Source organism: Aeromonas sp. 1HA1, assembly GCF_029237385.1.
Lineage (GTDB): Bacteria > Pseudomonadota > Gammaproteobacteria > Enterobacterales > Aeromonadaceae > Aeromonas > Aeromonas popoffii.
In genome coordinates, this window is record NZ_JAACGC010000065.1 from 1 (window position 1) to 24,196 (window position 24,196).

Here is a 24,196-nt window from a genome sequence, read left to right on the forward strand (position 1 = left end):
CGGTAGAGAAGAAGTGCTCCTGCTTGCCTTCCACAGAGGTGCGGTACCACTTCAGGGTCACTTTCGGCAGCATTTCGCCGGAAGCCAGGGAGTTGTACATCAGCGGCACGGCTTTGTTCAGCGCAACAGTGAACTTGAACGGCTTGTGGACACGCTGACCAGCAGGCTGACCGGATTGCGGGTCAGTCGGCACGGTGACAACGTGCTGGAACTCTTGTACCAGCATCTCGTCTTCGTGACCTTGTACGAAGATGTTGCCGACGGAGTCGGAGGTGAAGGCACCGGCAGTGATGTTGCCCTGGGTTTTACCTTCAATGCTGATATAACATGGAGTTGGCATGTGTATGCTCCTAAATAGGTGGGTTAAATGAGCTAGCACTCGACCCAACCCTTAGCAGTGACCGTGCCAATTTATTTATCCGTTAATTATCAATACTTTAATAAAAAACACCACGACACAGCCCCAGCCAACAGCAAGATGTTGCGCCAGATAGTCCATCAAGCCTGCAAAAGTTACACTTTCAGCATTAAATTCCACATGTTGAGCAACTTGTTGCACAAGACAGAACTATTGACCACTCTCATCCACATTCCCCACTAACGCAGCATCGATATTGAGCCGCACCAGCCCCTGCTTGAGCGCCCAGGATATCGCCTGGCTTTTATTGCTAGCTCCCAGCTTCTCGGCAATACGCTCCAGGTGAAAGGTCACCGTTCTAGGGGTAATGCCCAATATCTGGGCAATATCGCTCACCTGCTTCCCCTCTGCCGCCCACTGGCAGACCTCCAGTTCCCGCAGACTCAGCACATCCTGGGGCGACAGACCGGCCAGACAGACCCGGGCTACCGCCTCGAAAATATGCATGGAGAGCCAACTGAGAAAAGGCACCGCATAGAGCCACTGCTGCTTAGTAAGAGGTGTGCTGGTGATAAAGGAGAGCAGGCCCACATGACCGTTGGCTCCGTGCCAGGGAAACGTCACGCCATCGCGAATGCCAAATTCGCTGGCCAGTTGCATCAGCTCCCGGCCCTGTTCATCACAACTCTCGTTATCGCGTACCACATCGGCCCACAGAATGGGGGTGCTCTGGGTCATGCCGCATTTGACAATGGGATCAATAGCAAAGAAACCGCTGGCCGTGTAGGTATCTACCCAGGATTGCGGGCAACCGTTGAAGATGATGACGTCCGGACGCTGGATGGTACGGGGAAAGATCAGGGCAAGGCGAAAATAGTCGAACCCCATGCGCGCGGTCAGCTCACGCAACAGGCTCACTATGGTGCGCTGATCAGCGGCCGTTTCGAACTGGGCGATGAGATCCTGCGCATGCAGGGTATTCATTTCTACGGTATGAGTATCGTGCACAAGGTCGTGTGGCCAAACATGGAAACATGCCGCATGTTAACAAGCGTCAACGGATGGCACACTTGGACCTGTCACAAAATCGGAGATTGCCCACGGTTTATCCTGTAAATTCAGATATACCTGCATGAAAGTACCGTTGAAAGTCCGCAGTACATAGGACACATAGCAAAAAGGCCATCCTTTCGGATGGCCTTTTTGGCTGAATAAATGGCGGAGGAGGTGGGATTTGAACCCACGGATGGTCGCCCATCGCCGGTTTTCAAGACCGGTGCATTCAGCCGCTCTGCCACCCCTCCGCGACAGTGCGGCGAATATTACCCATGGCGATCCGGCTTGTAAATCCCCTCGCAGTGCGTTTGCTTATTTATTGGTCTAAATGACCCATAAAGTAGACTAACGGGGCATTATCAGCGCTTTTTCAACCAGATAACTTGACTTGAAAATAGACTCACCCACTATAGTGGCCATCACGAAACTCCCAGCAAGATGGACTTATGAGAATCAAACATGCCCTGCTTTGCGCCCTGACTGGCGCTACCCTGCTTGCTGCGCCGGTTCAGGCAAGTGAGCTGACCAAGAGCGATGTCGAGCAAATCGTGCGCGATTATCTGGTCAAGAATCCGGAGATCCTGGTCGAGATGTCCAATGCCCTGCGCGCCAAGCAGGAGAGCCAGCAGGCGGCCAACGACAAGAGCCTGATCCAGGCGCATGCCAAGCAGCTCTATGCCAATAAAGATCCCGAGAGCGGGAATCCCAAGGGCAGCCTGACCGTGGTCGAATTCTTCGATTACAACTGCGGTTACTGCAAGCGAGCCCATCCGCTGATCAAGCAACTGCTGAGTGAAGACAAAGATATCCGCTACATCTACAAGCAGTTCCCCATCCTGAGCGAAACCTCCTACTTCGCCGCCCGTGCGGCGCTGGCGGTACAACTGGGTCAGCCTGACAAATACCAAGCCTTCCATGAGAAGCTGTACACCCATCAGGGCCCGCTGTCCGATGAAGCCCAGGTGAAGCAGCTGGCAGAAGCGGCCGGGGTGAACTGGAGCAAGGTCGAGGCCAAGATCAAGGATGGCAGCATAGATCAGAACCTCGGCACCAACCGGGCGCTGGCCGAAGCCATGAGCATCTCAGGCACACCGGCCTTCATCATAGGCGACCAGATATTGCGTGGCGCCCCTCGCGATCTGGCGAGCCTGAAAGGCTTCATCAAGGATGCGCGCGCGGGCAAGAACATTCAGTAACCCAGCCCTTCGCACATAAAAAACGCCCCGGCATTACGATGCCGGGGCGTTTTGCTATTCAGGCTTCAGCCCATCAGCCCTGATGGGCCGTCGCGAGGAGCTGTCAGCAAGTCGAAGAGCAGCGCATGATCCTTGATCACGGCTTCGCAGTAGGAGCATAGCCGTTCGGGTTCTGGCTTTGCCAGCGCCAGGTGTCGATCATCATCTGCTCGAGCCCGCGCTCCGCCTGCCAGCCCAGCTCGTCACGAGCCTTGTGCGGCTCGGCCCAACACTCGGCTATGTCACCAGGGCGACGCGGTTTGATCTGGTACGCAATGGTGCGACCGCTGGCCGCCTCGAACGCCGTGATCATCTGCAGCACGGAATAGCCCTGGCCGGTACCCAGGTTGTAGGTGAACACACCGCTATCGGCAGCGATGCGGGCCAGCGCCTTGAGATGACCGAGGGCGAGATCAACCACGTGAATGTAGTCACGCACGCCAGTGCCATCCGGGGTCGGATAGTCGTTGCCAAACACCCCCAGCTCCTTGAGCTTGCCGACGCCAACCTGGCTGATATACGGCAGCAGGTTGTTGGGGATACCATTGGGATCTTCACCGATGAGGCCGCTCTCGTGGGCGCCAACCGGATTGAAGTAGCGCAGCAATACGATGGCCCAGCGCGGATCGGATTTGGACACGTCACGCAGTATCTCTTCCACCATCAGCTTGGAACGACCATAGGGGTTGGTCGCGCTGGTGGGAAAATCTTCCCGCAGCGGCACAGAGGCCGGATCGCCATACACGGTGGCAGACGAGCTGAACACCAGCCGGAACACGCCCGCCTTCGCCATCTCCTCGCACAGCACCAGGGTGCCTGTGATGTTGTTCTGGTAGTAGGTGAGCGGGATCTGGCTCGACTCCCCCACCGCCTTGAGACCGGCGAAGTGGATCACGGATTCAATCTTGTGGGCGGCAAACAGCTGCTGCAGGCAGGCTCTGTCCAGCACATCGCCTTCGACGAAGGTGACCGGCTTGCCGGTGATCCGTTCGACCCGCTTTAGCGATTCGGGGGAGGAGTTGGAGAGGTTGTCCAGCACCACGACCTGCTGCCCGACATTGAGCAGCTCAACCAGGGTATGGGAGCCGATGTAACCGGCGCCGCCCGTGACCAATATTGTCATTTTTTATCCCGTGTTCTGGTGAAACTCGGCTGAGTGTACCCGCCCAGCCACAATGGGAAAAGGGCGAGATACTCATGGAGCCCTCAATAGTCGAGGCTGACATCCCCCCTGGCGGTGCAGGAGCAGACCAGCGCCAGCCCGCGCTCAATATCCTGAGGAGTCAGGGTCACCCGACTCTGCCGCTGGATCTCGCCGGTCGTGGTACAGCGACAGGCACCATACACTCCGGCGCGGCAGGCGGCCATCATGGTCTCGCCAGCGCCACCAGCAGGGTCTGCCCCGGCAGTATCTTCACCTTCTTGCCGCTCTTCTTGAGGGTCAGCCAGAAATGGCCGCTGACGGCAGTAACCGGCACGAACTGCCAGCTCACCACATCATGGGTGTCGGCGCGACGACCGATGCAGCGCAGGGTGAGAGAGGTGGAGGTCATCACAAGGCTCCTCATTTTGAACACATGCTTTTGCAACACAGCTCTTTGAAAAAAGGCGAGCCATCAGGCTCGCCAAAGGCTTACAACCTGCCGGGATGGTCAGGCCGGCATGGCCTGCGGTATCACCGGATTCAGGCAGCCAGGATCTCGGCGAGATCTGCTTCAGCCGTGGTGGTCCCTTTCAAGCCGAACTGCTCCTCCAGCACTTTGAGCAGGGCCGGGGTGAGGAAGGCCGGTGCGGTCGGGCCGGTACGAATGTCTTTCACCCCGAGCGCCAGCAGGGTGAGCAGAATGACGATGGCCTTCTGTTCGAACCAGGAAAGCACCAGGGTCAACGGCAGGTCATTGACGCCACACTCGAACGCCTCGGAGAGCGCCAGTGCCAGCTGGATAGCGGAGTAGGCATCGTTGCACTGACCCACGTCCAGCAGACGGGGAATGCCGCCTATGTTGCCAAAATCGAGCTTGTTGAACTTGTACTTGCCGCAGCCCAGGGTGAGCAGCAGGCTGTCTTTGGGGGTGGCTTTGGCAAACTCGGTGAAGTAGGCACGCTCGGCCTTGTCGCCGTCACAACCGCCCACCAGGAAGAAGTGGCTGATCTCTCCTGCTTTTACCTTCTCAATCACCGCGGGCGCGGCCTGCATCAGGGCATTACGGGCGAAGCCGATGGTGATGAAGTGCTCGAGCTCTGTGTGTTTGAAACCGTCCAGCGCCAGTGCCTTCGCCACCACGGCGGAGAAATCGTCCCCTTCGAGGTGAGTCACGCCCGGCCAGCCGACGATGGAGCGGGTGAAGATGCGGTCACTATAGTCGCCTACATTTGGATCTATGATGCAGTTGGAGGTCATCACCACGGCACCGGGGAAGTTGGCAAACTCCTTCTGCTGGTTCTGCCAGGCAGAGCCGTAGTTGCCCACCAGATGGGGATACTGCTTGAAGAAGGGATAGGCCAGCGCCGGCAGCATCTCGCCATGGGTGTAGACATGGATGCCGGTCCCTTTGGTCTGATCCAGGATCAGCTTGAGATCCATCATGTCGTGGCCGGAGACCAGAATGCACTTGCCGGGGATGGGGGTGACGCTTGCTTGAGTCGGTTCCGGGTGGCCGAAGGCGCTGGTTTCACCCAGATCCAGCATCTCCATGACACGGAAGTTGAGCAGACCAATCTCCATGGCAAAGTTGAACAGGGGATCCAGCTCGCGCGGGTCTGTGCTGAGCCAGCTCATGATGCGATGGAACTCGGCAGCCACCTCGCTATCCTGCTGACCCAGCACCCGGGCATGTTCCATGTAGGCGGCGGCGCCCTTGAGGCCGTAGAGGCAGAGCAGACGCAGCCCCATGATGTCTTCGTGCACCTCGCGTTTGCCGCGATTGACTGCGGTTTGCGGCGCATGGGCCAGCTGGGCGAGCAGCTCGTCACCCGGCTCGAAGCTGGCGGCCTCGGGCAAGCCGGTGACCTGTACCGCCAATGCAACCAGACGGTCGGCCAGCTGCTGACGATGAGCCAGCGCCTGGTTGACATAGGCAACGATGCGGGCGGAATCGAAGTTGACGTTGGTGAGGGTCGCGAAGAAGGCCTTGGGCACGAAGGCATCGATCTCATTGTCGATGACACCGTGCTCGCGGGCGGCCAGCGCCCAGGCGCTGAGGCCCTGCAGCGCATAGATCAGCACATCCTGCAGATCCGAGGTTTCGGCCGTCTTGCCGCACATGCCTCGTGCATACACACAGCCACTGCCTGCCGGGGTACGAATTGTCTGTTCACATTGCACACAAAACATCATTCCTCTCCAAATTTGACATTTCAGTTGCTTGTTTTGTGGCGATTCTATGCCCCTCACCAAAAACATAATAGGCATTCGGTTTGCCAATTAAGTTTTCATTGATGCAGATCAAAAACAAAAAAGCCGCCCAAACAGGGCGGCAGCGGGTGGATAAAAGAAGAGACAACGCTGGGTTACAACAAAGGTTTACAACAAAACTCTCTGCAACAAAGGGTCAGGCCAGATAAGCGCGCAGCATCCAGACCAGTTTTTCCTGCTGCTGCACATAGTCGGAGAGGATGGATGCCGTCCCCTCGTCACCGGCCTCGGCGGCTTGTCCCAGGATGTGGCGCTGGGCGACCAGTAGCTCGCGGAAGCTTTCAAGCAGGGATTCGACACAGGCACGACCGTCATGCAGCCCCTTCTTCTCCGGGATGGCAGAAACTGTCAGGTAATCGCTGAAGCTGTGCATGGGCACACCATCCAGAGTGAGGATGCGCTCGGCCAAGGCGTCAACCTTCAGCAACAGATCGTTATAGATCTCTTCAAATTTCAGGTGCAGTTCGAAGAACTGGTTGCCGCGGATATTCCAGTGGAAGCCACGGACGTTCATGTAGAGGATCTGGTAGCTGGCCAGCAATTTGTTCAGCTCGGCGGCCAGGGCTTGTGATTGAACGGTATCAAGACCAATCGGACTTTTCATGTTTCACCTCCAGATTTGACGACTGAGCCAGATTAGCTCCCTTAAGACTCAAAAGGTAATAGTTACTGCCTAACTGATTAATAGCGAGCGACTATCGCCAAGTTCCCCCACCGGATGATCTGGTATGACTCACTCCGGGATCCGCTCTATGTAGAGGATCACCTCGCCCAGATGAATGCCGAACTTGCTGATGTCGGCCCGATTGATCAAGCGATCTTCATCCAGCAGATACATCCAGTCATCGAAGCTCACCCGCACCACCTCCCCGTCCGGCAGGGCCAGATCGAGTTGATAGCGCCAGTTGAAGGCAAAGCCCTGGGTTTTGCCTACCGCCTCCCCCACTACGTCGGATGCCGTGCCGTGCCAGTGGCCATCTGCCCCTTTGTTCAGGAACCAGGTGCGGGTCTGTTGCCGACCATCATCGAAATAGAACTGCTCGAACAGCTCACCCTTGCCATCCTGCCAATGCCCTTGCATCTCTACCCGGAAGCGACTGGTCACTTCGCCGCTGCGGTCGGTCACCAGGCCATGAGCCACCAGTTTGCCGTTGAAGAAGTGGGCGAGATCCCAGCTCGGCCCCTGACCGCGATAGTCATCCAGGCTGCTGCCACAACCCGCCAGCACCAAAAGTGGCAGCAAGAGCAGACAACGAAAAACACGAAATAAAACCATGAAGTGCTCCAGCATCAGAGTTGACCGCGCAAGCGACGGGTGAGCATGGGATCGCGACTATTGTCGGCGAGCCAGATGGCCAAAAAGGCCGCTGAAAATTGGGGATCAGCAAGGGTGCCGAGCGGCTGATCGTGCCACCAAAAATGGCCAAGCCCGGCTTCATCCACATAGAAGGTAAGCCTGTCTCCCGCCCCCACATCGGGCCAGAGTGCTGCCAGCTGCCCGATCCAGCGCTGGCGATCGACATCGCTGCCGAGATCGAGTCGCTGCCACTCCTCGGCGGTGGCGGTAAGCAAATCGCTCCGTTCGATATCTCTGGCGTAGGTAAGGGTCAATGCCTGTGGGTAGTTGCCCGGCTCATAGCGGCCACTTTGGCTGTAGAGGGTGGCGTCATAGAGCTTGAACCAGAGCCAGCTCATCTCCCCTTGCCCCACGGCTCGCAGCTGCTGCCAGGGGGGGGAAGGGGCCTCTTTGGCCAGTGTGGGCGGGCTGCTCAAGGCCACGATCAGCAGGCTAATTCCACCCCATGTGCCAATTCGCGGGATCTTCCAGTTCATGCCAATCCATCTCCTGTTCCAGCAAGGTATTGATATCCTGCATCACCACACGGGCCAGTCGCCCCTGGGCATCACGCTGGCAGGCAACCACCAGATAGTAACGCTCTGTCAGCTCGTGCTGGCTCTCTTTGGTCCACTTGGAAAACAACAAGGTGTCGGTCGAAAAGGTGTTCATCTTGATTCACCCTCCAGTTTGACCGTTCCCCACAGGAGTACGGGTAACCACCACATCCAGATCACCGCCAATAGTGCTGTGCTGATCCAGATGCCCCAAGGTAAGTGTACTGCGCCCATGGCCGCTCCCGCCACATAGGAGGAAGCACCACCCGCAATGCCAAACAGCCCCTGCTGCCAGCGGGGCAAGGGGCGCAACCAGCGCAACCCATGGCTGAGGCTCAAGGCAAATCCCAGCCACAGCAGTGCTAGCCAGAGGGGGAAACCGACCGAAAATTGAAACAATCCGAGCTGCCAGAGCAGGCCATCGAGCAGACAGCCGGCCAGGGCCACCGGCAATAACCGCAGATCGCGCCTGCGGCTGGGGGAGAAGAGGAAGTGGAGCAACAGCATCAACAGCAGCGGGCCCGGCTGCTGCCATTTCACCGCCAGCAGCCAGTAGAGGTTGAACCCTAGCAGATGAGCCCACTGCCACATGGTCAGTGACCGCTCACTGGCAGATCCCCCGACCAGCCGAGGGGCCCCGGCTTGGCTGCTTCCAGCTGGACCAGGCTGATGGCCCGCTCCCAGAAGCCTCCTTCGCAATAGGCAAAGTAGAAGTGCCACAGCCGGATGAAATCCTGGCTGTAACCCAGCTTGGGCAGCTCGGGGGCCAGCGCCAGAAAGCGCTCGCACCAGTGCGCCAGGGTGCGGGCATAGTGATGACCGTGATCGTGCAGCCGCACCAACTGCATGTCGGTCTCGCGGGCAATCAGCCCCGCCATCAGGGAGACACTCGGCAGACAGCCGCCCGGGAAGATGTAACGCTGGATGAAGTCGACACTGCGCAGATATTGGGCGTGGCGCTGATCGGCAATGGTGATGGCCTGGATCAGCAGGCGGCCACCGGGTTTGAGCAGCCGTGACAACTGGCGGAAGTAATCGGGCAGGAAGGCGTGACCCACCGCCTCTATCATCTCGATGGAGACCAGCTTGTCGAAGGTCCCCTCCAGTTTGCGATAATCCTCCAGCAGCAAGGTAATCCGATCTCCGAGTCCCTCCCGCTCGATCCACTCGCGAGCGTAGTCATGCTGAGCCTGGGAGATGGTCGTCGTGGTCACCCGGCAGCCATAGTGACGGGCCGCATAAATGGCCAGCCCGCCCCAGCCAGTACCTATCTCCAGCAGGTGGTCGTCCGGCCTCAGGTCCAGGCGCTCGCAGATGGTGCGCAGCTTGGCCTCTTGTGCCTCCTCCAGAGTGGACTCGGTCCCCGGATAGATGGCGCTCGAATACTGCATATGGCTGTCGAGAAAACCCTGATAGAGGGTATTACCCAGATCATAGTGGGCGGCGATGTTGGATCGTGAACCTGTCAGGGTATTGCGATTGAGCCAGTGGCGCGCCTTGTTGAAGGGGAAACTCAGCCAACTAAGCCGCCGCTCCAGGCTATCGAGCAGTGTCATATTGCGTGCCAGCAACCGCACCAGCGCCACCGGATCCGGGCTGGTCCAAAGCCCCTCCACCCAGGTCTCGCCAGCGGCTATGCTGCCCCCCAACAACAAGCGGCGATAGAAGGCCGGATCCTTTACCACCACTTCGGCGTGCAGGTCAGTACCCGCCACCCCGAAACTATGACGTTCGCTGCCGTCTCGCAGCAGCAACTGACCCTGCTCGAGGCGCCCCAGCAGGGCTAGCAGTAGTTGCCTTGCGCCTTTGTCGATGAAAGAGGCAGAGCTTGTTGATTGCACCAGTTCCATTAGTGAGTCTCCGGATGGCTGAAGAATAAGTGGCAGAGCGTTTGAATTGAATCTGAGTCATGAATAGAGCTGGCCGCCGGATAGCACATTGAGGCTGCGGAAGTGGATTGTATCTGCTCCATTAGCGCGTCTCCGGATGGCTGAAGATAGGTGTTCGTTTGATAAAAAGACGCAAGGCCTGCCAGTAGATACCAAGCAGCACCTTCAGGGTCATCCAGGGCCAGCGGGTGAGCAGCGCCACCAACCCCTTGCGCGACAGCGGCTCGCGGCTCAGCGCCAGGGTGGCGTCAAACAGCTTGGCCTCGCCAGACTGGGGATGACTCTCGATATGGATCAGTGTCTCCTGCTCCGGTGGGCGAATACGCCAGTGGTAGCGCATGGCCAACCCCATAAAGGGAGAGACGTGAAAATCCTTGTCGTGGGGCGCCAGCGCCGCCAGATCCAGCAGGTAGTAGTGGCGCTCGTTCCAGGGGGTGTTGGAGACCTCTGCCAGCAGGTAACGCGCATCCCCGTGCCGGTAGCAGAAGTAGAAATTGACCGGGCTGAAATAGAAGCCCAGGCAGCGTACATTGCCGAGCAGTAGCACGCGCCCGTCCGGCTCTGCAGCCCCACCAAGCTCGGTCACCTTCTCCCACACCGCTTGCTTGAGGCTTCCCTCGCTGCCTTTGAGATAGTCCTTGCGGTGAAAAGAGAGCAAGCCTGCCCGCTCCACCCCAAACCAGCGCCCTTGATTAAGCTGTGGCAGCTCGTCCAGATCCAGCCCCAGCATGAAAAGGCTGTAGGAAAAAGCGTGCGCCCTGGGTGCAAAGCGGCGATGGCGCACCGAGCCTTGCCAGATGGCGCTGACTGTCTGAGCCATGGCGACAGTACTCATAGCTCGGCCCCGAAGCGTCTGGCGACGTCCAGCGCACTGCGCACCCCGTCTTCGTGAAAGCCGTTGTACCAGTAGGCGCCGCAGAAATGGGTGTGCTGCTGACCACAGATCTCCAACCGCGCCTGCTGTGCCAGAATGGATGCCTGATTGAACACCGGATGGTGATAAACAAAGCGGCGCAGCACCTTGCTCTCGTCCACCTTGCCCTTGGGATTGAGGCTGACGCAGAAGGGCGCTGGCGAGTTCACCCCCTGTAGAATGTTCATGTTGTAGCTCACCAGCGGCCGAGCCTCGTCGTCCCCGTCCAGCTGATAGTTCCAGCTGGCCCAGGCTTTGCGGCGAGTGGGCAAACAGCTGGCATCGGTATGGAGCCAGACATCGTTGGCCTGATAGGCCATGTCGCCCAGAATCGCCTGCTCCCGCTCGCTCGCATCGGTAAGCAGGGCCAGCGCCTGATCGCTATGGCAGGCGAGGATCACCTCGTCAAAATGCTCCTCGCCATAACTGCTCTGGATCAGCACCCCCTCGGTCAGCCGCCGGATCCCCTGTACCGGGCAAGCGAGGCGGATCTGCGGCTGCCAGCCAGCCGTGAGCGGGCCTATGTACTCCCGCGAGCCGCCCGGGATCACGTACCACTGGGGACGGTTCGCCACATCGAGCAAGCCGTGATTGGCAAAAAAACGCAGGAAAAAGCCAAGGGGAAAGGCGCGCATGTCCGCCAGGGTGGATGACCAGATGGCCGCCCCCATGGGCAGAATGTAGTGGCGGGCGAAGTAGTCACTGAAATCCCCCACCTGCAAGAAATCCCCGAGCGTCAGCTCAGAGCTCTCTTGTTGCCGTTGACTATCAGCCAGCCAGGCGCGCGCTTCCCGGTTAAAACGCAGGATCTCGGCGACGAAGCGGTAAAAACGCGGGCTCAGCAGATTGCTGCGCTGGGCAAACAGGGTGTCAAGATTGTGACCGTTGTACTCGAGCCCCTCCGGGCTCTTCACCGAAAAACTCATCTCGGCGTCCTGGCGTGCCACGCCGATCCGCTCCAGCAATGTGAGGAAATGGGGGTAGGTGCGATCATTGAACACGATAAAACCGGTGTCGATGGCATAGCTGCGACCGGCCAGGCTGACATCGACGGTGGCGGTGTGGCCACCCAGGGTGGGGGCCGCCTCAAACAATGTGATGTCGTGGTACTTGTGGAGCAGAAAACCGGCGGTAAGCCCGGAGATACCTGAGCCGACGATGGCAATCTTTTTCTTCATGAATGGCGTCCTTTCGAAACGAGCTTGCTGCCAAGCCGCAGCCAGAGTCCCACCGGCAGGGCGCCAAGCAGGCGCAACAACCAGATGAAGCGGCGGGGAAAGTGGATCTGATGACGACCAGCGGCCAGTCCGGTCAGGATGGCGCGAGAGGCCTCCTCTACCGTCACCAGACAGGGCATGGGAAAATCATTTTTCGCAGTGAGCGGGGTCTGCACAAAGCCGGGGCGGATCAGGGTCACCGCGATTCCCCTGGCCTTGAGATCGAGACGCAGGGTATCGGCCAGATAGTCGAGGGCCGCCTTGGAGGCGCCATAGGCCTCGGCTCGTGGCAGCGGCAACCAGCTCACCGACGAGCTGACGATGGCGAGCCGCGCCCCCTCGCCAAGCAGCGGCAGAAAAGCGGCAAGCGCGTGGCCGGTAGCGATGAGATTGGTCTCGATCACCCTGGCAAACAGCTCACCGTCAAAGCCGTCCGCCACATCCATGTATTCGCAGTTGCCGGCATTGAGGATCAACAGATCCAGCGGCGGCAGGCTGGCAGCCACCTCTGCCATGGCCGCCGCATCCCGTGCATCGAACTGCAAGGGGGTAATACCGTCCCGGGCCAACTGTGCCAGCCGCTCGCCATCACGACCGCAACCCCACACCTGCCAGCCCGCCTGCCTATAATCGAGCGCCAGCTGGCGACCCAGCCCGGAACTGGCGCCTGTGATCAACACACATCTGCTCATGTCCCCAGCCTCCCCTTGATGGTACGCACCACGGGCCCAAGCAGCGGTAAGTGCTCGTAAAGCATGGCGCCGAGATCGAAGTAGTCGCGATGCAGACAGACCTTATCTGCGGCGTCGAACTCAAGGTGGGTGGCCCCCTCGACCCGCACCGGCTGACCAGCAGCCAGTCTTGGGTGAGAGAGGGTCATGACCCAGCTTATCCAGGCCTCGCGACCCTGTTGCTGCTGGCTGGTTATCTCGAAGCGGCAGTCGGAGAGGCGCTGATAGAGGGCCGCAAAATAGTCGGTGAGCGCCGTCAGCCCCTCGATACGGTGGGCCGGATCGATGAAGATCACCTGCTCGGCATAAACTTCCGGCAAGCGATGCAACTGCTGCTTGTCCAGTTGCTGGTAAAGGGCAATAAAGCGGGCCAGCGGCGCGTTCATCCTATTTCTCCAGGTGGCGAAACATCTCGATGGCTTTTACCCGGGCAAGGGCATGATCCACCATAGGGTCAGGATATCCCCATCCTCCTTTGAGTCGCAACCAGTCATGGGGCTGATGCACATAGGCGACAGGGACATCGGCAAGTTCAGTTACCCAGGTACGAATAAAGTCTCCTTGTGGATCAAATCGTTGCCCCTGAGTGGTGGGATTGAATACCCGAAAGTAGGGGGCCGCATCGGCACCCGTTCCCGCCGCCCACTGCCAGCCGCCGTTGTTGGCCGCCAGATCCCCGTCGATGAGCTGGCTCATGAAATAATCCTCCCCAAGCCGCCAGTGGATGTGCAGATCCTTGGTCAGGAAGCTCGCCACTATCATCCGCAGCCGGTTGTGCATCCAGCCGGTGGCGTTGAGGCAGCGCATGGCCGCATCGACGATGGGATAGCCGGTCCGCCCCTCGCACCAGGCGGCCAAGGCTTCCGGATCCCAACCCCAGGGCAAGGCCGCGGTCTCGGGTTTGAACGGCAGATTCATGGAGAGGGCCGGCACCAGCACCAGCAGGTGGCGATAGAACTCGCGCCAGACAAGCTCATTGAGCCAGACGAAACCGGGCTGCGCCTTGGATTGGGGTCGGTAACCGAGCCGCTGCTGCAGCGCCCCTACGCACTGGCGCGGGCTTATGATGCCCGCGGCCAGATAGGGCGAGAGGGTGGAGGTGCCCGCCTGCGCCGGAAAGTCCCGGGTCTCCCCATAGTCGAGCACCGCCTGTTCCAGAAAATCGTGCAGACGGCGCTGGGCCTCGGCCTCCCCCACTGGCCAGTGCGGATCCGGCGACACGTCGCCCAGCTCAGCATCGACACATGCCCTCTCGACCAGCGGTTGCCACGGCAGCGGTTCGCCCCGTGGCGCGGGGGCTCTGTGAATGACGAAGCCATGCTCCTCCAGCGCCTTGAACCAGGCTCGGCTGAAGGGAGTGAACACCTTGAACATCTCCCCTGCGCCTGTCAGCACCCGCCCCGGGGGCAGCACGCAACAGCCGTTGAACCAGTGGCAACTCATCTCCTGCTCTGCCAGCGTGGCGCCGACGTCGCTATCACGGCGCTGTTCGTCGAGCTCGATGGCCTGATTGGCGTAGAGATGAGTGACACCGAGCTCCCGGGTCAGGGCCGCCAGCGCCGCGGGCAGCTCGGCAAAGATCTCGACCCGCAGCAGATGGAGCTGGATGCCAAGCGCCGCCAGCTCGCGGCCCAGCGCATCGACCTGCGCCAGGATAAAGCGCTGACGGATGGCGGCCATCTTGTGTTGCCGCCACTGGGTCGGGGAGATGACAAACAGGGCGGCTACTTCCCCTGTCTCGGCGCAAGCGTGTCGCAAAGCCGGATTGTCGGCGAGGCGCAAGTCATTGCGAAACCAGACCAGCTTCATGGGGTCTTACTCCCGCGCACGGCACCGCCACGGGCTGCCGGTTTGTCCAAACTGACTTCAGCCAGAGTGGGCTGCCAACCATGGGCCGCCAGCCAATCCGCGTCATAGAGGCGGCCCAGCTCGCCAAACAAGCGAGTGCCCGCCGGCCAGCCAGTGGCCATATCCGGCTTGCCAAGCCCGGCCCCCAGCAGCAGCAACCAGGGCGTGGCCGCTCGCCCCTCCAGCAGGGCGAAGTGGCGCGGCTCGACTGCCCCCAGCAGCTGCACCTCATAACCCTGGCCGATCAGCTCATAGGCAGACCAGACCAGATCGAGGGGGCCGACCTGACCCCAGCTTGCGAGAGTAACCGGGCGTCCCTTCTCTTGTTCGATGAGGTGGCGAGCAAAGCGGGTATGAAGCCAGCCCAGCCACACCTGTTGCAGCAGCTCGCCATCGGGCCGCTCACGCCACAGGCCGAGCAACTGCCCCACCAGGGGTTGCAACACCCGGCTGCGCACCAGCTCGAACGGGTAGCTCGCCAGCAGGTCATTCAGTTGCGCCTCCACCTTGCGCTGGTTGAGGGCAAGCACCGACTGGCATAGCTGCTCCAGGGTCTGCTGCCAGTGATCGCTCACCAGCTTGGATTGGGGTTCGTTCAGCAATCCCTTGACCTGACCTATGCTCACCCCCCGCTCCAGCCAGCGCTGGATCTCGCCTATCTGGCGTATATCCTGCTCGCTGTAGAGGCGATGCCCCTTCTCGGTGCGGGCCGGCTGCACCAGCCCGTAGCGGCGCTGCCAGGCACGCAGGGTGACGGCATTGACGCCGGTGAGGCGGGAGACATCACGAATGGGGTAAATCCCCACATCTGGCAAAGGAGCAACTTCGTGCGGTAAATCAGACATAACTACGTCCATCAAACAGAGGGGTGGATCGCCCCGGTGCACACAGCGCGCCGGGGCAACAGAGCGGGATCAGAGCCCGTAACGCAGCTTGAGCGTATCGGGGTGCGGATTGAGATAGACCTGCTGCGCCAGATAAGGATTGGGGTATTCCCGCAGGTAGTGGCGGATCAGGGTCAACGGCACCAGCAAGGGGAAGATACCGGTACGGTACTTGTCTATTGTGTCGGCCAGCTCCTGCTTCTGGGACGGGGTCAGTACCCGCTTGAAGTAACCCTGCAGGTGCATCAGCACATTAGTGTGGCTGTGGCGATTGGCCCGCAGGGTCAGGGCCGCCATCAATCCTTTGATGTAACTGTCGGCGACCTGCTGCAGGTTGGCCTTACCGAGGTTGCCCAGCAGCTTGCCAAGGATGCGGTAGTGGGTGGTGGCATGGGAGAGCACCAGATACTTGTAACGGGAGTGAAAGCGTATGAGCGCCGCAGCACTGAGCCCCTGGGCGCAGAGCTGCTGCCAGTCATGATAGGCGAAGACCCGCAGCACGAAGTTTTCTCGCAAAATGGGATCACACAAGCGGCCATCTTCTTCCACTGGCAACAGGGGGTTGGCCTCCATCAACGCCTTGGCAAACAAGCCAATCCCCTCCTTGGCACTCCCCTCGTTGTTGGCGCCATAGATGCGTACCCGCTCCATGCCGCAGCTGGGGGACTTGGCGCAGAGGATATAGCCCGAGATAAAGTCGAACTGACGGGCCTTCTGCTCGCTGAAGGCGATCAGTTGCTCGGTGACATCGAAGCTCCCGTTGCTCGCCTCGGCGCGGATCTCGCCATGGCGCTTGACCAGCCGGATGGCGGCGCGCGGCGCCCCCAGGCCGATGGCCATCTCGGGACAGACGGGGTGATAATCGAAGTGAGCGCCAAGATCCCGTTCGCAAAAGCTGGAGCGCTTGTGGCCCCCGTCGAACCGTACTTCCTGTCCCAACAGGCAGGCACTGATACCGACTTTAATCTTGTACATGTTGACGCTCCTTGTATAAGCCTGAGTTCAGTTATAGCAGTTATACAAAGAAAAGAAAGTTGTATAACTATTGCGGACTGATACGGCACAAGGGCAAAAACAGGATCACCAGAAATGAAGAAGCCCATGACAGACGTCATGGGCAAGCAATCAAGACACTACGGGAGGGAAGATCAGAAGCTGTACTTCACACCCAGGCTGGAGATGGAACCTTTTTGCAGATCCCAGTTGCGATAGGTGTAGTCGGCGGTGAGGGCCAGGTTCTGGCTCACCTTGTAGGCGGCGCCCACTTTGAAGTCCTGCATGTCGTCGGTCATGTTGGCGTAACGGTAGCCGGTGGAGAGCTCGACGGCGCCAATGTCATAGCGCAGGCCCACTTCACCGTACATGCTGCCGCTGTTCTTGCGGGTGATCACATCCCAACCGCTGTCCTTCACGTTGGCGGCCACTTCGCGCTCCATGCTGTAACCCATCAGACCCGCTTCACCGTACAGGTTCAGACCGGTACTGAGCGGGGTGTAGACACCCAGACCCAGGCTGGAGAGGCCCATGCTGTCGTTGCCATCATTGCGGGAGGTGTATTCGCTGCCCAGACGGCCATAGAAGTTGGAACCGAAGCTCTTGGAGAGATCCAGATTCAGGCCACCGAAATCGCGGTGATTGCTGTCTTTTCCGCCGATGTAATCGGACTTGGTGTGTGCCCAGGTCAGGCCGCCCTTGGCATAGCTGAAGGCATCCTGTGCCAGAGCGGAAGTAGAAGCGAAACCGGCCAGAACCAGAACAGAAAGTGCAACTTTTTTCATTTTGATGACTCCACGTGTTGAGCTAGTTGAGACCTAGCTGGAATGGAGCCATTGTGCCGAGCAGGCGGGAGAATACCGAGCGGCAAGCTGTTGCTAAATCATGTCAGATGTAAGCAACTGTTGCTGGCGGTTACCGAATTAACAATTGAGCCCAAACAGGCTCAGTCATGGAACCTGTTTGGCAAATGGCATCGGGTGGCGAGGGCTTAGCGGAACTCCACTTCCTCAATCTCGACTCGCACCAGGGGTTGGCCAGTCAGACCGGCCGGGCGCGGCATCTCGATCACCAGGGAGGGACGCTGCTGACCCTTGCGCAGATAAGACTCCGGCAGGCGGTTCTCGCCCACCCAGAAACGGGCCTCCTGCCTGGCCAACTGGGCACCCTGCTCGCTGAACAGGGTGACGCTGCCGCGCACCCGCACCACGCTGCGGCTGCCCGTGTTGCTCACCATGAATTGCAGCGACAGGGGATCCGAGCCCTCAATCTTGTCGAGCTTGACGCCGATCCCGTCCTTGACCGCCTGGGCCAGCAGATCCGGATTGGTCATCGCCTGCTCGGTCAGCACGGGGACTGCCACCGTACCCGTGACCACGTCACCGCTCGCCGTCGGCTTTATCAGCAGATATTCCCAGGTGAAGTCATCGTTGAGCTGCACCTGGCGGCCATCGGGCAGGGTGACCTGGGTCAGGGGCGCAGCCTGTGCCAGCAAGGGTGACAGACAAAGGGCAACCAGCAAGCGGGACAAGGGTTTCATAGGACTATGGCTCGGCGTCGATGGAAAAGGGCGTCAGTATAAAGAGTCGGCCCCGACTTGCCTATGACCCGACTCACGTTCTTGCCCGCTGCGGCCAGCCTCAGCCAGCCAGCCCCTGCCGCTCCTCCTCCAGCACCATGTCCAGCGTCACCAGATCGAACGCTGTGCTCTTGAGGGCATTGAGGATATCCGGTTGCAAGTCGAATACCTGGGCACGCAGCCGCTGCGGTACGCGCACCCGTGCCAGGGTGGTCGCCTGATCGGAGAGGGTATGAAAAAACACCTGCGCCTCCTCCAGCCCCATGTCGGCCAGCATCTGCTCCGCCATGTCCACCATGCGCAGATGGCGCTTGTCCACCAGTTCGGGATCGGAGAAACGACGGCTCAGGCAGCCGTGGGCACTCTTGCCCCAGCGCCCCAGCTGTCGTTTGTTGAAGCCGTAACGAACGTCCCTGTGGGTCATACCTTGCTTGGCAAACAGCCAGAGGGTGTTGGCCGGCAGGCTACCGAAGCGGCGCAAATACTCCTGCAACTCCTCGACCGGGGCGGGCAGCAGCATGGGCAGATGACTCCAGTCGGTTTCCCGCGCGGTGAGATGACAGATGTAGCGTACCGGGTCGATCACCTCGTTGAGGTGACGCAGGTGATCGCAGAAAATCATCTCGTCGGTCTTGATGATCCTCTGCTCTATGTCATAGCGCTGACAGTAGCGTTTGGCCCGCGCCACCTCCTTGCGGCTGCGGGTCGGGCTGTCCAGGGTGACGGCCCTGACCCGAACCCCGCTGGCACGGCACAAATCCATGCTGTAGCAGGATTCCAGTCGGCCAGAGAAGGAGACCACCAGTTCGCCGTAGCTGGCCAGGGTCTCGACAAGCAGCTGCTCCCTGGCCTGAAAGGTCTGATCGTATCCTCGATTCAGCACAACTATATTGGCATCCATAATGACAACACCGGATGATAAATTGGCCGCCATTGTGCCGTAACAATCCTGAATAAACCCTTAAAAGAGAAGGGGAAATCAGAATTTAATGATCATCTCCTGCCAATTCCCTTCATTTTCATCCTGTTGCGCATCATAAATTCGCAGTTTCGCCTGATGCACCTGATGCGCCCGCAAAAAGCCCTCCGCCTGCTCCAGGGAGCCAAACGTCAGCCTGCCCCCCTCGCTGTCGGTGAGACACAGCATCTCGCCGTCGACCTCGACACAGAGCTGGTAACCGCTGCCATCCAGGCAGGCGATCAGCAAGCCGGCATCCGGATAGTGACTCAACCAATTGCGAAACCGGCCATGCTCCATAACGTCTCCTTGAGCATTCCTGACTGTTGACTCAACCGGGCAGATAGCCCAGCGATAGCAGCTGCTGACGGCAGCTGGGCGCATCGGTAAACACCAGCCCCCCGATCCCCAGCGCCTGCGCGGCGGCCACGTTGGCGGGGCTGTCATCGATAAACAGGCACTCGTCGGCCTTCAGGTCAAACGACACCAGCAGATAGCGATAAATATCCGGCTCCGGTTTCATCATCCGCACCCGCGCCGACACCACCTTGCCGCTGAAGAAGCGCCAGAACGGCTGCTGCTCCAGCCAGTCGATGCTGGCATGACCCATGTTGGAGAGCGCATAGAGCGTATGGCCTGCGCCATGCAACTCGGCTATCAGGGTCAGCATAGCGGGATCCGGCAAGAGCGATGCGGGCACCGCCTGCAAAATGGCAAGATTCTGTGCCGCAGGCAAGCCGGTGCGCTCCTGCGCCTGACGGGCCATGGTGTGCAGCGACAGCGTGCCCCGGTCCACCTCCAGCCAGTCCGGGTGGTTGAACAGCCGCTCCGCCAGCGCCTCAGCATCGTCCGGCCCTCGCACCGAGCTCACTATGCCCACCGGATCCCAGCTCACCACCACCCGTCCCAGATCAAAAATAATCGCCATTGTTACCTCCTCATGATACCTCTGCTGCTGAGCCAACCGCCGCAACATGACGCTTGAATGGCCCCGTCGGCACACGCAAATACCCTGCCCCGTTCGCCTCCCACGGGCAAGTTTTACTTGCATCCCACGCCCAAATCCCTTAATGGTTATGACGATATTTTCAGGACAAGACCCATGCACGCACCATTCTTCTTTGCTTTCTCGTTTATCCGGCCCACATGAGGGAAGGCCCTGTCGTCGCATGAACAGAAAGCAAAGACGAATCGAGCCTCCCCTAGCGGAGGCTTTTTTTTGCAGCTACCACACTCGATTATTTGGATAGGGAACCACCATGGCTACGCTCGACGAGATCAGACAAGACATCACCCGGTTGGATCAGGAGCTGCTTGCCCTGCTGGCCAAGCGCAAGACCCTCAGCATAGAGGTTGCCCGTGCCAAGCAGGCCAATCCACGTCCCATCCGCGACACCCAGCGCGAGCAGGACCTGCTGGTCGCCCTGATCCAGCAGGGCCGACTGCTGGGGCTGGATGCTCACTACATCACCCGCATCTATCACACCATCATCGAAGATTCCGTGCTCTCCCAGCAGGCCTATTTGCAGAGCCTGCTCAACCCGGAACAGCAGGAACCCATGACCAGCGTCGCCTATCTGGGGCCCCGCGGTTCCTACTCTAGCCTGGCCGCCCGCAAGTATCTGGCCCGCTACAAGGATCAGGTGATAGAGGTGAACTGCCAGAACTTTCGCGAGGTGCTGGATACGGTGGAATCGGGTCGCGCCGCCTTTGGCGTGCTGCCCATAGAGAACACCAGCTCGGGCTCCATCAACGAGGTGTATGACGTGATGCAGCACACCAGCCTCTCCATCGTCGGTGAGCTGACCTACCCCATAGAGCACTGCATTCTCACCGCAGTACCAACCGAGCTTGGCCGCATCAAGACCTTCTACGCCCACCCCCAGGTGTTCCAGCAGTGTTCCCACTACCTGAGCAAGCTGGAAGGGGCACGCCACGAGATCTGCGACTCCTCCTCCAGCGCCATGATGAAGGTCAGGGAGCTGGCAAGCCCGGAAGCGGCGGCAATTGGCAGCGCGGCTGGCGGTGAGCTGTACGGACTGGACGTGCTGGCCGAGCAGCTCGCCAACCAGAAAGAGAACTACAGCCGCTTCATCGTAGTGGCACGCAAGCCCATCGACGTGGCGCCACAAATTCCGGCCAAGACCACCCTCATCATGTCCACCTCACAGAAGCCCGGCTCCCTGGTAGAGGCGCTGCTGGTGCTGCGCAACAACGAGATCAACATGACCAAGCTGGAATCCAGACCGGTACAGGGCAACCCCTGGGAGGAGATGTTCTATCTGGATGTGTCCGCCAACCTGCAGACCCCGGCCATGCAGGCCGCGCTGATGGAGCTGACCAAGATCACCCGCTACATCAAAGTGCTGGGCTGCTACCCGAGCGAAGACGTCAAGCCGACGACTGTGCCGCCGGTACTCATGGGCAACTGACCATTTTTGCCAACAAAAAAGGCGAACATCATGTTCGCCTTTTGTTTTTCTGCCTCGCCGTCAGAACTGACCGGCCATCAACTGGTTGATGTTGTAGAGGGCTCGGGTATCGAGCTCCATCTCGGTGGCATAGGTATTGCCTCGGGGATAGGAGGCCACCACCCGGGCACCACGCACCATGCCGGCCACAGACACATCCAGCGAGTTGGAGACCTGGGTCAGGTCCTTGTAGCTGCTCTGGCCCCGCACTTGCTGGCCATTGAGCTGTTCAGCCAGCTCGCGATAGGCATCCATCTTGGAAGCGCGGATCGCCTGCAGCATCTTCTCCGACTGGGAGGGGCCGGGCTGAATGTCGATCACCGCATACCCCACCGCCTTGAGCAACGGAAAATCATCGGGCCTGCCACCCTGGGTGTAATCCACTACCCGGTTACCACTGCAACCGGTGAGCAAGAGTGCCAACAGGCAACCAAACAAGATCTTCATGACTCGCTCCTTAAGGTGTCAGGTTGACCAGATGACCGCCCGGTCTAGCCTGACTGTCACGGATCAGAAAACCGCGATTAATCGATGCCCGCCCGAAAGAGTTGTTGGCACCGGACAAAAATTGTGGCGGGATCAGGCTCTGGGCCGTGGTCTCTACCATCTTGGTACGCATGTCGATAATCCGGGCGTTGACCAGGACCCCATTGCTGTTGCGGCTGAACGTACCGGTCAGGACGCGGGAGATGGGCAGCCGGGGGGCGAGATCCCGATGGTTGCGGCTCATCACGAAGTCACCCTGCGGGGTCACCCTGATGCTGCCGGTCATCTTGAAATCCACCACGACTTCCCCACGCCGGTTCAGCTCGTGGATAAAACTTTCCCCGATCTGCTGCCCCATCCAGTTGGTGTCCTGCAGGGTATCGAGATCGACGAAGGAAGCGACGGCAATCGGCTCGGTCAGGGTCGTGAGCGACTTGCGCTCCATCAGCTGATCGGTCATGCGCGCCACCAGCCAATTGAGCTCCATCCCATGAATGGCCTGGCGAGGGTCACCTATATTCCGGTTGATGGGGTCGGAACCACAGCTGGTCAGCGCCAGCACGAGGGCCAACGCCGTGATGAGTTTGTTCATGGATACCTTTCCTGTATCTGCACCTGATTCGTTATCGGTTCAGCGGGCCAAAGCTTGAGTCGGGAATGAGGCATGGATCTTGCTAATTATTTGCAGTGTGCTGTGCAACTGGCACGGTTCTGTGGTCTGTATCGGCCGGCGCCATCACTTCGACAGGGGTGAAAGCCCCGACCCGCATATTCAAGGTGTTTGTCATGAAATTACCGCTGCTGTTAACCCTGCTGCTGGCTAGCCTGTCGGTCCGGGCAGAGCTTATCGAAGCCCAGGGCAGTGCCGCCATCCTGGGGGGCGACGAGGTCTATGCCCGCGAGCAAGCCACCCGCGATGCCCTGCGCCAGGCCCTGCTGGCGAGCGGCGCCGCTGTCTCCAGCACCCAGCGTCTGGAGAACGGCAGCCTTCGCTCCGAACAGATCCAGATCCGTTCCGGCGGCGACATCCGCCAGTACCGGCTCAAGCGGGAAGAGGTGCGCAACGGCCGCATGTACATCACGCTACAGGCCGATATCCAAGCCGAACGCCAGATCTGCCAGACCCAGCACTACGCCAAGAATTTGACACTGGTCAGGCTGCGGCTTCGCTACCCGGACCAGGCGAGCTACGGTGCCCTCGACGACATGCCAGTCAGCCTGTCCCGTCGCATGTTCGAGGCCCTAGCCAACGCGCCGCAAGGGGTAGCCGCGCGCCAATGGCTGGACGAAAATCTGCGCATAGACCCGCTCCACCTGCAACAGGGTGATCGCAGCCCCCTTGAGGAGATCAAGGCCCTGAGCCTTATCACCGACAGCCAGTATCTGGTGCTCGGCAGCATAGATGACCTCTCCATTGAGCCGCAGGGCGGCCAGCTGACACGCTGGTACGAAGACCCCATCCGTAACTTTCGCATGCAGCTCTACCTGTTCGACGGCATCAGCGGCAGCCTGCTCAGTCGCAAGGAGTATCAGGGCCGCGCCAACTGGACCTTCGGCAAGCGGGATCAGATAGGCACCAGAGGCGGCCAGTTCTGGCAGTCCAGCTATGGCCAGGAGGTCAACTATCAGTTGCAAGAGGCGGTACAGGATCTGGTGGCCCAGCTCAACTGCGCCCCGGTCACAGCCCGGGTGATAGGCCAGAACGAGCGTGGCCCACACATCAATCTGGGTCGGCGCAACGGCGTCAAGCTCGGGGATCAGTTTCGCATCCAGCACCGCGCCGACTTCATCGACCCCTATGGCAAGTCACGTATGATGCGCAACCCGGCAGACGGCCTGTTCGAGGTGGTACAGGTATTCGAGGACGGCGCCATCATCAGCACTCGGAACAAATATTCGCCATTTAACATCCAAATCGGTGATTTGGCAGTATTGGAATAAGAATCAAGGGTTTAAAAGGGAGCGGCTTCTTGTATAATGTCCGCCACAAGGCTCCCGTAGCTCAGTAGGATAGAGCGGTCCCCTCCTAAGGGACAGGCCACTGGTTCGACTCCAGTCGGGAGCACCATATAAAACAAGGGGTTAGCATCTTCATGGTGCTAACCCCTTGGTCGTTTTTGGCTTGGGGTACCACACGGGGTACCACCTGTCTCTTGATCAGATCTTGATCCCCGAAGCCATCATCTCTTTGGCGGCAATAAAGCCGTCCAGTTTACTTTGCAGTGTTTGCCAGCCTTCCCAGAGTGAGCTCCAGCCTGCAATCCCTGTTC

Annotated in this window: 28 protein-coding genes, 2 tRNA genes, 1 pseudogene and 1 other annotated feature; of the genes and pseudogenes, 4 read left to right on the forward strand and 27 right to left on the reverse strand. The window is 59.5% G+C overall.

From position 1 onward, the window contains the following. The 4 genes from hcp1 to GWQ22_RS17005 form a co-directional block, all read right to left on the reverse strand. Positions 1 to 340: type VI secretion system effector Hcp1 (gene hcp1 / locus GWQ22_RS16990; RefSeq protein WP_275931036.1), on the reverse strand; the 340-nt coding region annotated here is incomplete at its 3' end. A gap of 75 nt (positions 341 to 415) precedes the next feature. Further along, positions 416 to 559: a hypothetical protein gene (locus GWQ22_RS16995; protein WP_275931037.1), complete on the reverse strand. Its 144-nt coding sequence runs from the start codon at positions 557 to 559 to the stop codon at positions 416 to 418. Positions 560 to 568: 9 nt separating this feature from the next. After that, a complete protein-coding gene (locus GWQ22_RS17000) occupies positions 569 to 1,342 on the reverse strand; it encodes a LuxR family transcriptional regulator (protein WP_275931038.1) in 774 nt (257 codons plus the stop codon). A 232-nt stretch (positions 1,343 to 1,574) separates the two neighbouring features. Continuing rightward, a tRNA-Ser gene (locus GWQ22_RS17005) sits at positions 1,575 to 1,662 on the reverse strand. A 198-nt stretch (positions 1,663 to 1,860) separates the two neighbouring features. Between GWQ22_RS17005 and GWQ22_RS17010 the strand changes: the two genes are divergently transcribed. After that, on the forward strand, positions 1,861 to 2,610 hold the full coding sequence (locus tag GWQ22_RS17010) for a DsbA family protein (RefSeq protein WP_275931039.1): 750 nt from the start codon (positions 1,861 to 1,863) through the stop codon (positions 2,608 to 2,610). 136 nt (positions 2,611 to 2,746) lie between these two features. On the opposite strand, the gene galE is transcribed toward GWQ22_RS17010, so the two are convergent. The 21 genes and pseudogenes from galE to GWQ22_RS17115 all read right to left on the reverse strand — a co-directional run bounded on the left by galE (position 2,747) and on the right by GWQ22_RS17115 (position 19,897). Further along, positions 2,747 to 3,772 (reverse strand): UDP-glucose 4-epimerase GalE, encoded by a 1,026-nt coding sequence (gene galE / locus GWQ22_RS17015; RefSeq protein WP_275931040.1) that lies wholly within the window; start codon positions 3,770 to 3,772, stop codon positions 2,747 to 2,749. 83 nt (positions 3,773 to 3,855) lie between these two features. Further along, positions 3,856 to 4,124: pseudogene (locus tag GWQ22_RS17020) on the reverse strand (hybrid-cluster NAD(P)-dependent oxidoreductase); the annotation flags it as partial. A 209-nt stretch (positions 4,125 to 4,333) separates the two neighbouring features. Beyond that, positions 4,334 to 5,983 carry a hydroxylamine reductase gene (gene hcp / locus GWQ22_RS17025; RefSeq protein ID WP_275931055.1) on the reverse strand — a complete coding sequence of 550 codons (1,650 nt, stop codon included), beginning with the start codon at positions 5,981 to 5,983 and terminating at the stop codon, positions 4,334 to 4,336. A 217-nt stretch (positions 5,984 to 6,200) separates the two neighbouring features. Then, positions 6,201 to 6,668: a Dps family protein gene (locus tag GWQ22_RS17030; protein ID WP_275931041.1), complete on the reverse strand. Its 468-nt coding sequence runs from the start codon at positions 6,666 to 6,668 to the stop codon at positions 6,201 to 6,203. Positions 6,669 to 6,797: 129 nt separating this feature from the next. Further along, complete coding sequence (locus tag GWQ22_RS17035) at positions 6,798 to 7,340, reverse strand: DUF3833 domain-containing protein (RefSeq protein ID WP_275931042.1); 543 nt, start codon at positions 7,338 to 7,340, stop codon at positions 6,798 to 6,800. Between the two features lie 14 nt (positions 7,341 to 7,354). After that, on the reverse strand, positions 7,355 to 7,897 hold the full coding sequence (locus tag GWQ22_RS17040) for a chalcone isomerase family protein (protein ID WP_275931043.1): 543 nt from the start codon (positions 7,895 to 7,897) through the stop codon (positions 7,355 to 7,357). Next, positions 7,854 to 8,072, reverse strand: coding sequence for a TIGR02450 family Trp-rich protein (locus GWQ22_RS17045; protein WP_042037081.1), 219 nt, complete (start codon positions 8,070 to 8,072; stop codon positions 7,854 to 7,856). Before GWQ22_RS17045 ends, GWQ22_RS17040 begins: the two co-directional genes overlap by 44 nt. Beyond that, the gene (locus GWQ22_RS17050; protein WP_042037080.1) at positions 8,069 to 8,548 is read right to left on the reverse strand and encodes a DUF2878 domain-containing protein; all 480 of its coding nucleotides are present in this window, start codon (positions 8,546 to 8,548) and stop codon (positions 8,069 to 8,071) included. The genes GWQ22_RS17045 and GWQ22_RS17050 overlap by 4 nt, the downstream gene beginning before the upstream one ends. Positions 8,549 to 8,550: 2 nt before the next feature. After that, on the reverse strand, positions 8,551 to 9,807 hold the full coding sequence (locus GWQ22_RS17055; RefSeq protein ID WP_275931044.1) for a cyclopropane-fatty-acyl-phospholipid synthase family protein: 1,257 nt from the start codon (positions 9,805 to 9,807) through the stop codon (positions 8,551 to 8,553). Positions 9,808 to 9,928: 121 nt separating this feature from the next. Beyond that, positions 9,929 to 10,681 (reverse strand): DUF1365 domain-containing protein, encoded by a 753-nt coding sequence (locus tag GWQ22_RS17060; RefSeq protein ID WP_275931045.1) that lies wholly within the window; start codon positions 10,679 to 10,681, stop codon positions 9,929 to 9,931. Beyond that, the gene (locus tag GWQ22_RS17065) at positions 10,678 to 11,937 is read right to left on the reverse strand and encodes an FAD-dependent oxidoreductase (RefSeq protein ID WP_275931046.1); all 1,260 of its coding nucleotides are present in this window, start codon (positions 11,935 to 11,937) and stop codon (positions 10,678 to 10,680) included. Before GWQ22_RS17065 ends, GWQ22_RS17060 begins: the two co-directional genes overlap by 4 nt. Next, a complete protein-coding gene (locus GWQ22_RS17070) occupies positions 11,934 to 12,668 on the reverse strand; it encodes an SDR family NAD(P)-dependent oxidoreductase (RefSeq protein WP_275931047.1) in 735 nt (244 codons plus the stop codon). Before GWQ22_RS17070 ends, GWQ22_RS17065 begins: the two co-directional genes overlap by 4 nt. Beyond that, positions 12,665 to 13,093 carry a nuclear transport factor 2 family protein gene (locus GWQ22_RS17075; RefSeq protein WP_275931048.1) on the reverse strand — a complete coding sequence of 143 codons (429 nt, stop codon included), beginning with the start codon at positions 13,091 to 13,093 and terminating at the stop codon, positions 12,665 to 12,667. Before GWQ22_RS17075 ends, GWQ22_RS17070 begins: the two co-directional genes overlap by 4 nt. 1 nt (position 13,094) lies before the next feature. Beyond that, positions 13,095 to 14,516, reverse strand: coding sequence for a deoxyribodipyrimidine photo-lyase (gene phrB, locus GWQ22_RS17080; RefSeq protein ID WP_275931049.1), 1,422 nt, complete (start codon positions 14,514 to 14,516; stop codon positions 13,095 to 13,097). Further along, positions 14,513 to 15,400 (reverse strand): MerR family transcriptional regulator, encoded by an 888-nt coding sequence (locus GWQ22_RS17085; protein WP_275931050.1) that lies wholly within the window; start codon positions 15,398 to 15,400, stop codon positions 14,513 to 14,515. The genes phrB and GWQ22_RS17085 overlap by 4 nt, the downstream gene beginning before the upstream one ends. Before the next feature lie 69 nt (positions 15,401 to 15,469). Then, positions 15,470 to 16,414 carry a DUF523 and DUF1722 domain-containing protein gene (locus GWQ22_RS17090; RefSeq protein WP_275931051.1) on the reverse strand — a complete coding sequence of 315 codons (945 nt, stop codon included), beginning with the start codon at positions 16,412 to 16,414 and terminating at the stop codon, positions 15,470 to 15,472. 173 nt (positions 16,415 to 16,587) lie between these two features. After that, positions 16,588 to 17,217: an outer membrane beta-barrel protein gene (locus tag GWQ22_RS17095; protein WP_108537688.1), complete on the reverse strand. Its 630-nt coding sequence runs from the start codon at positions 17,215 to 17,217 to the stop codon at positions 16,588 to 16,590. Between the two features lie 206 nt (positions 17,218 to 17,423). Next, the gene (locus GWQ22_RS17100; RefSeq protein WP_042037066.1) at positions 17,424 to 17,972 is read right to left on the reverse strand and encodes a DUF3157 family protein; all 549 of its coding nucleotides are present in this window, start codon (positions 17,970 to 17,972) and stop codon (positions 17,424 to 17,426) included. A gap of 100 nt (positions 17,973 to 18,072) precedes the next feature. After that, on the reverse strand, positions 18,073 to 18,945 hold the full coding sequence (locus GWQ22_RS17105) for a hypothetical protein (protein ID WP_108537686.1): 873 nt from the start codon (positions 18,943 to 18,945) through the stop codon (positions 18,073 to 18,075). Positions 18,946 to 18,990: 45 nt separating this feature from the next. Then, on the reverse strand, positions 18,991 to 19,269 hold the full coding sequence (locus GWQ22_RS17110; RefSeq protein ID WP_042037062.1) for a DUF6482 family protein: 279 nt from the start codon (positions 19,267 to 19,269) through the stop codon (positions 18,991 to 18,993). A gap of 31 nt (positions 19,270 to 19,300) precedes the next feature. Further along, complete coding sequence (locus GWQ22_RS17115) at positions 19,301 to 19,897, reverse strand: HAD family phosphatase (RefSeq protein WP_108537684.1); 597 nt, start codon at positions 19,895 to 19,897, stop codon at positions 19,301 to 19,303. Positions 19,898 to 20,067: 170 nt separating this feature from the next. Next, positions 20,068 to 20,190, forward strand: a sequence feature (Phe leader region). Between the two features lie 38 nt (positions 20,191 to 20,228). On the opposite strand from GWQ22_RS17115, the gene pheA reads away from it, so the two are divergent. Beyond that, entirely contained in the window at positions 20,229 to 21,401 is a 1,173-nt protein-coding gene (gene pheA, locus GWQ22_RS17120) for a prephenate dehydratase (RefSeq protein WP_275931052.1), read from the forward strand. Between the two features lie 60 nt (positions 21,402 to 21,461). Here pheA and GWQ22_RS17125 read toward each other — a convergent pair whose 3' ends face one another. Together GWQ22_RS17125 and GWQ22_RS17130 are read right to left on the reverse strand one after the other, a co-directional pair. Next, positions 21,462 to 21,887 carry an LPP20 family lipoprotein gene (locus GWQ22_RS17125; protein ID WP_275931053.1) on the reverse strand — a complete coding sequence of 142 codons (426 nt, stop codon included), beginning with the start codon at positions 21,885 to 21,887 and terminating at the stop codon, positions 21,462 to 21,464. Between the two features lie 10 nt (positions 21,888 to 21,897). Then, positions 21,898 to 22,518, reverse strand: a complete 621-nt coding sequence (locus GWQ22_RS17130) for a FlgO family outer membrane protein (RefSeq protein ID WP_042037056.1) — start codon at positions 22,516 to 22,518, stop codon at positions 21,898 to 21,900. 194 nt (positions 22,519 to 22,712) lie between these two features. Between GWQ22_RS17130 and GWQ22_RS17135 the strand changes: the two genes are divergently transcribed. Next, positions 22,713 to 23,867 carry a flagellar assembly protein FlgT gene (locus tag GWQ22_RS17135; RefSeq protein WP_275931054.1) on the forward strand — a complete coding sequence of 385 codons (1,155 nt, stop codon included), beginning with the start codon at positions 22,713 to 22,715 and terminating at the stop codon, positions 23,865 to 23,867. A 50-nt stretch (positions 23,868 to 23,917) separates the two neighbouring features. After that, positions 23,918 to 23,994, forward strand: a tRNA-Arg gene (locus GWQ22_RS17140). Positions 23,995 to 24,196 lie beyond the last annotated feature (202 nt).

What these genes read in the sequence shown, in the direction of transcription:
- GWQ22_RS17115 (WP_108537684.1), bottom strand. Translation starts at nt 19,897, where the DNA reads ATGGCGATTATTTTTGATCTGGGACGGGTGGTGGTGAGCTGGGATCCG.
- GWQ22_RS17105 (WP_108537686.1), bottom strand. Translation starts at nt 18,945, where the DNA reads ATGGCGGCCAATTTATCATCCGGTGTTGTCATTATGGATGCCAATATA.
- GWQ22_RS17030 (WP_275931041.1), bottom strand. Translation starts at nt 6,668, where the DNA reads ATGAAAAGTCCGATTGGTCTTGATACCGTTCAATCACAAGCCCTGGCC.
- GWQ22_RS17135 (WP_275931054.1), top strand. Translation starts at nt 22,713, where the DNA reads ATGAAATTACCGCTGCTGTTAACCCTGCTGCTGGCTAGCCTGTCGGTC.
- galE (WP_275931040.1), bottom strand. Translation starts at nt 3,772, where the DNA reads ATGACAATATTGGTCACGGGCGGCGCCGGTTACATCGGCTCCCATACC.
- GWQ22_RS17125 (WP_275931053.1), bottom strand. Translation starts at nt 21,887, where the DNA reads ATGAAGATCTTGTTTGGTTGCCTGTTGGCACTCTTGCTCACCGGTTGC.
- GWQ22_RS17095 (WP_108537688.1), bottom strand. Translation starts at nt 17,217, where the DNA reads ATGAAAAAAGTTGCACTTTCTGTTCTGGTTCTGGCCGGTTTCGCTTCT.
- GWQ22_RS17090 (WP_275931051.1), bottom strand. Translation starts at nt 16,414, where the DNA reads ATGTACAAGATTAAAGTCGGTATCAGTGCCTGCCTGTTGGGACAGGAA.
- pheA (WP_275931052.1), top strand. Translation starts at nt 20,229, where the DNA reads ATGGCTACGCTCGACGAGATCAGACAAGACATCACCCGGTTGGATCAG.
- phrB (WP_275931049.1), bottom strand. Translation starts at nt 14,516, where the DNA reads ATGAAGCTGGTCTGGTTTCGCAATGACTTGCGCCTCGCCGACAATCCG.
- GWQ22_RS17045 (WP_042037081.1), bottom strand. Translation starts at nt 8,072, where the DNA reads ATGAACACCTTTTCGACCGACACCTTGTTGTTTTCCAAGTGGACCAAA.
- GWQ22_RS17065 (WP_275931046.1), bottom strand. Translation starts at nt 11,937, where the DNA reads ATGAAGAAAAAGATTGCCATCGTCGGCTCAGGTATCTCCGGGCTTACC.
- GWQ22_RS17075 (WP_275931048.1), bottom strand. Translation starts at nt 13,093, where the DNA reads ATGAACGCGCCGCTGGCCCGCTTTATTGCCCTTTACCAGCAACTGGAC.
- GWQ22_RS17035 (WP_275931042.1), bottom strand. Translation starts at nt 7,340, where the DNA reads ATGGTTTTATTTCGTGTTTTTCGTTGTCTGCTCTTGCTGCCACTTTTG.
- GWQ22_RS17010 (WP_275931039.1), top strand. Translation starts at nt 1,861, where the DNA reads ATGAGAATCAAACATGCCCTGCTTTGCGCCCTGACTGGCGCTACCCTG.
- GWQ22_RS17100 (WP_042037066.1), bottom strand. Translation starts at nt 17,972, where the DNA reads ATGAAACCCTTGTCCCGCTTGCTGGTTGCCCTTTGTCTGTCACCCTTG.
- GWQ22_RS17070 (WP_275931047.1), bottom strand. Translation starts at nt 12,668, where the DNA reads ATGAGCAGATGTGTGTTGATCACAGGCGCCAGTTCCGGGCTGGGTCGC.
- GWQ22_RS17050 (WP_042037080.1), bottom strand. Translation starts at nt 8,548, where the DNA reads ATGTGGCAGTGGGCTCATCTGCTAGGGTTCAACCTCTACTGGCTGCTG.
- GWQ22_RS17060 (WP_275931045.1), bottom strand. Translation starts at nt 10,681, where the DNA reads ATGAGTACTGTCGCCATGGCTCAGACAGTCAGCGCCATCTGGCAAGGC.
- GWQ22_RS17130 (WP_042037056.1), bottom strand. Translation starts at nt 22,518, where the DNA reads ATGAACAAACTCATCACGGCGTTGGCCCTCGTGCTGGCGCTGACCAGC.
- GWQ22_RS17110 (WP_042037062.1), bottom strand. Translation starts at nt 19,269, where the DNA reads ATGGAGCATGGCCGGTTTCGCAATTGGTTGAGTCACTATCCGGATGCC.
- GWQ22_RS17040 (WP_275931043.1), bottom strand. Translation starts at nt 7,897, where the DNA reads ATGAACTGGAAGATCCCGCGAATTGGCACATGGGGTGGAATTAGCCTG.
- GWQ22_RS17000 (WP_275931038.1), bottom strand. Translation starts at nt 1,342, where the DNA reads ATGAATACCCTGCATGCGCAGGATCTCATCGCCCAGTTCGAAACGGCC.
- hcp (WP_275931055.1), bottom strand. Translation starts at nt 5,983, where the DNA reads ATGTTTTGTGTGCAATGTGAACAGACAATTCGTACCCCGGCAGGCAGT.
- GWQ22_RS17085 (WP_275931050.1), bottom strand. Translation starts at nt 15,400, where the DNA reads ATGTCTGATTTACCGCACGAAGTTGCTCCTTTGCCAGATGTGGGGATT.
- GWQ22_RS17055 (WP_275931044.1), bottom strand. Translation starts at nt 9,807, where the DNA reads ATGGAACTGGTGCAATCAACAAGCTCTGCCTCTTTCATCGACAAAGGC.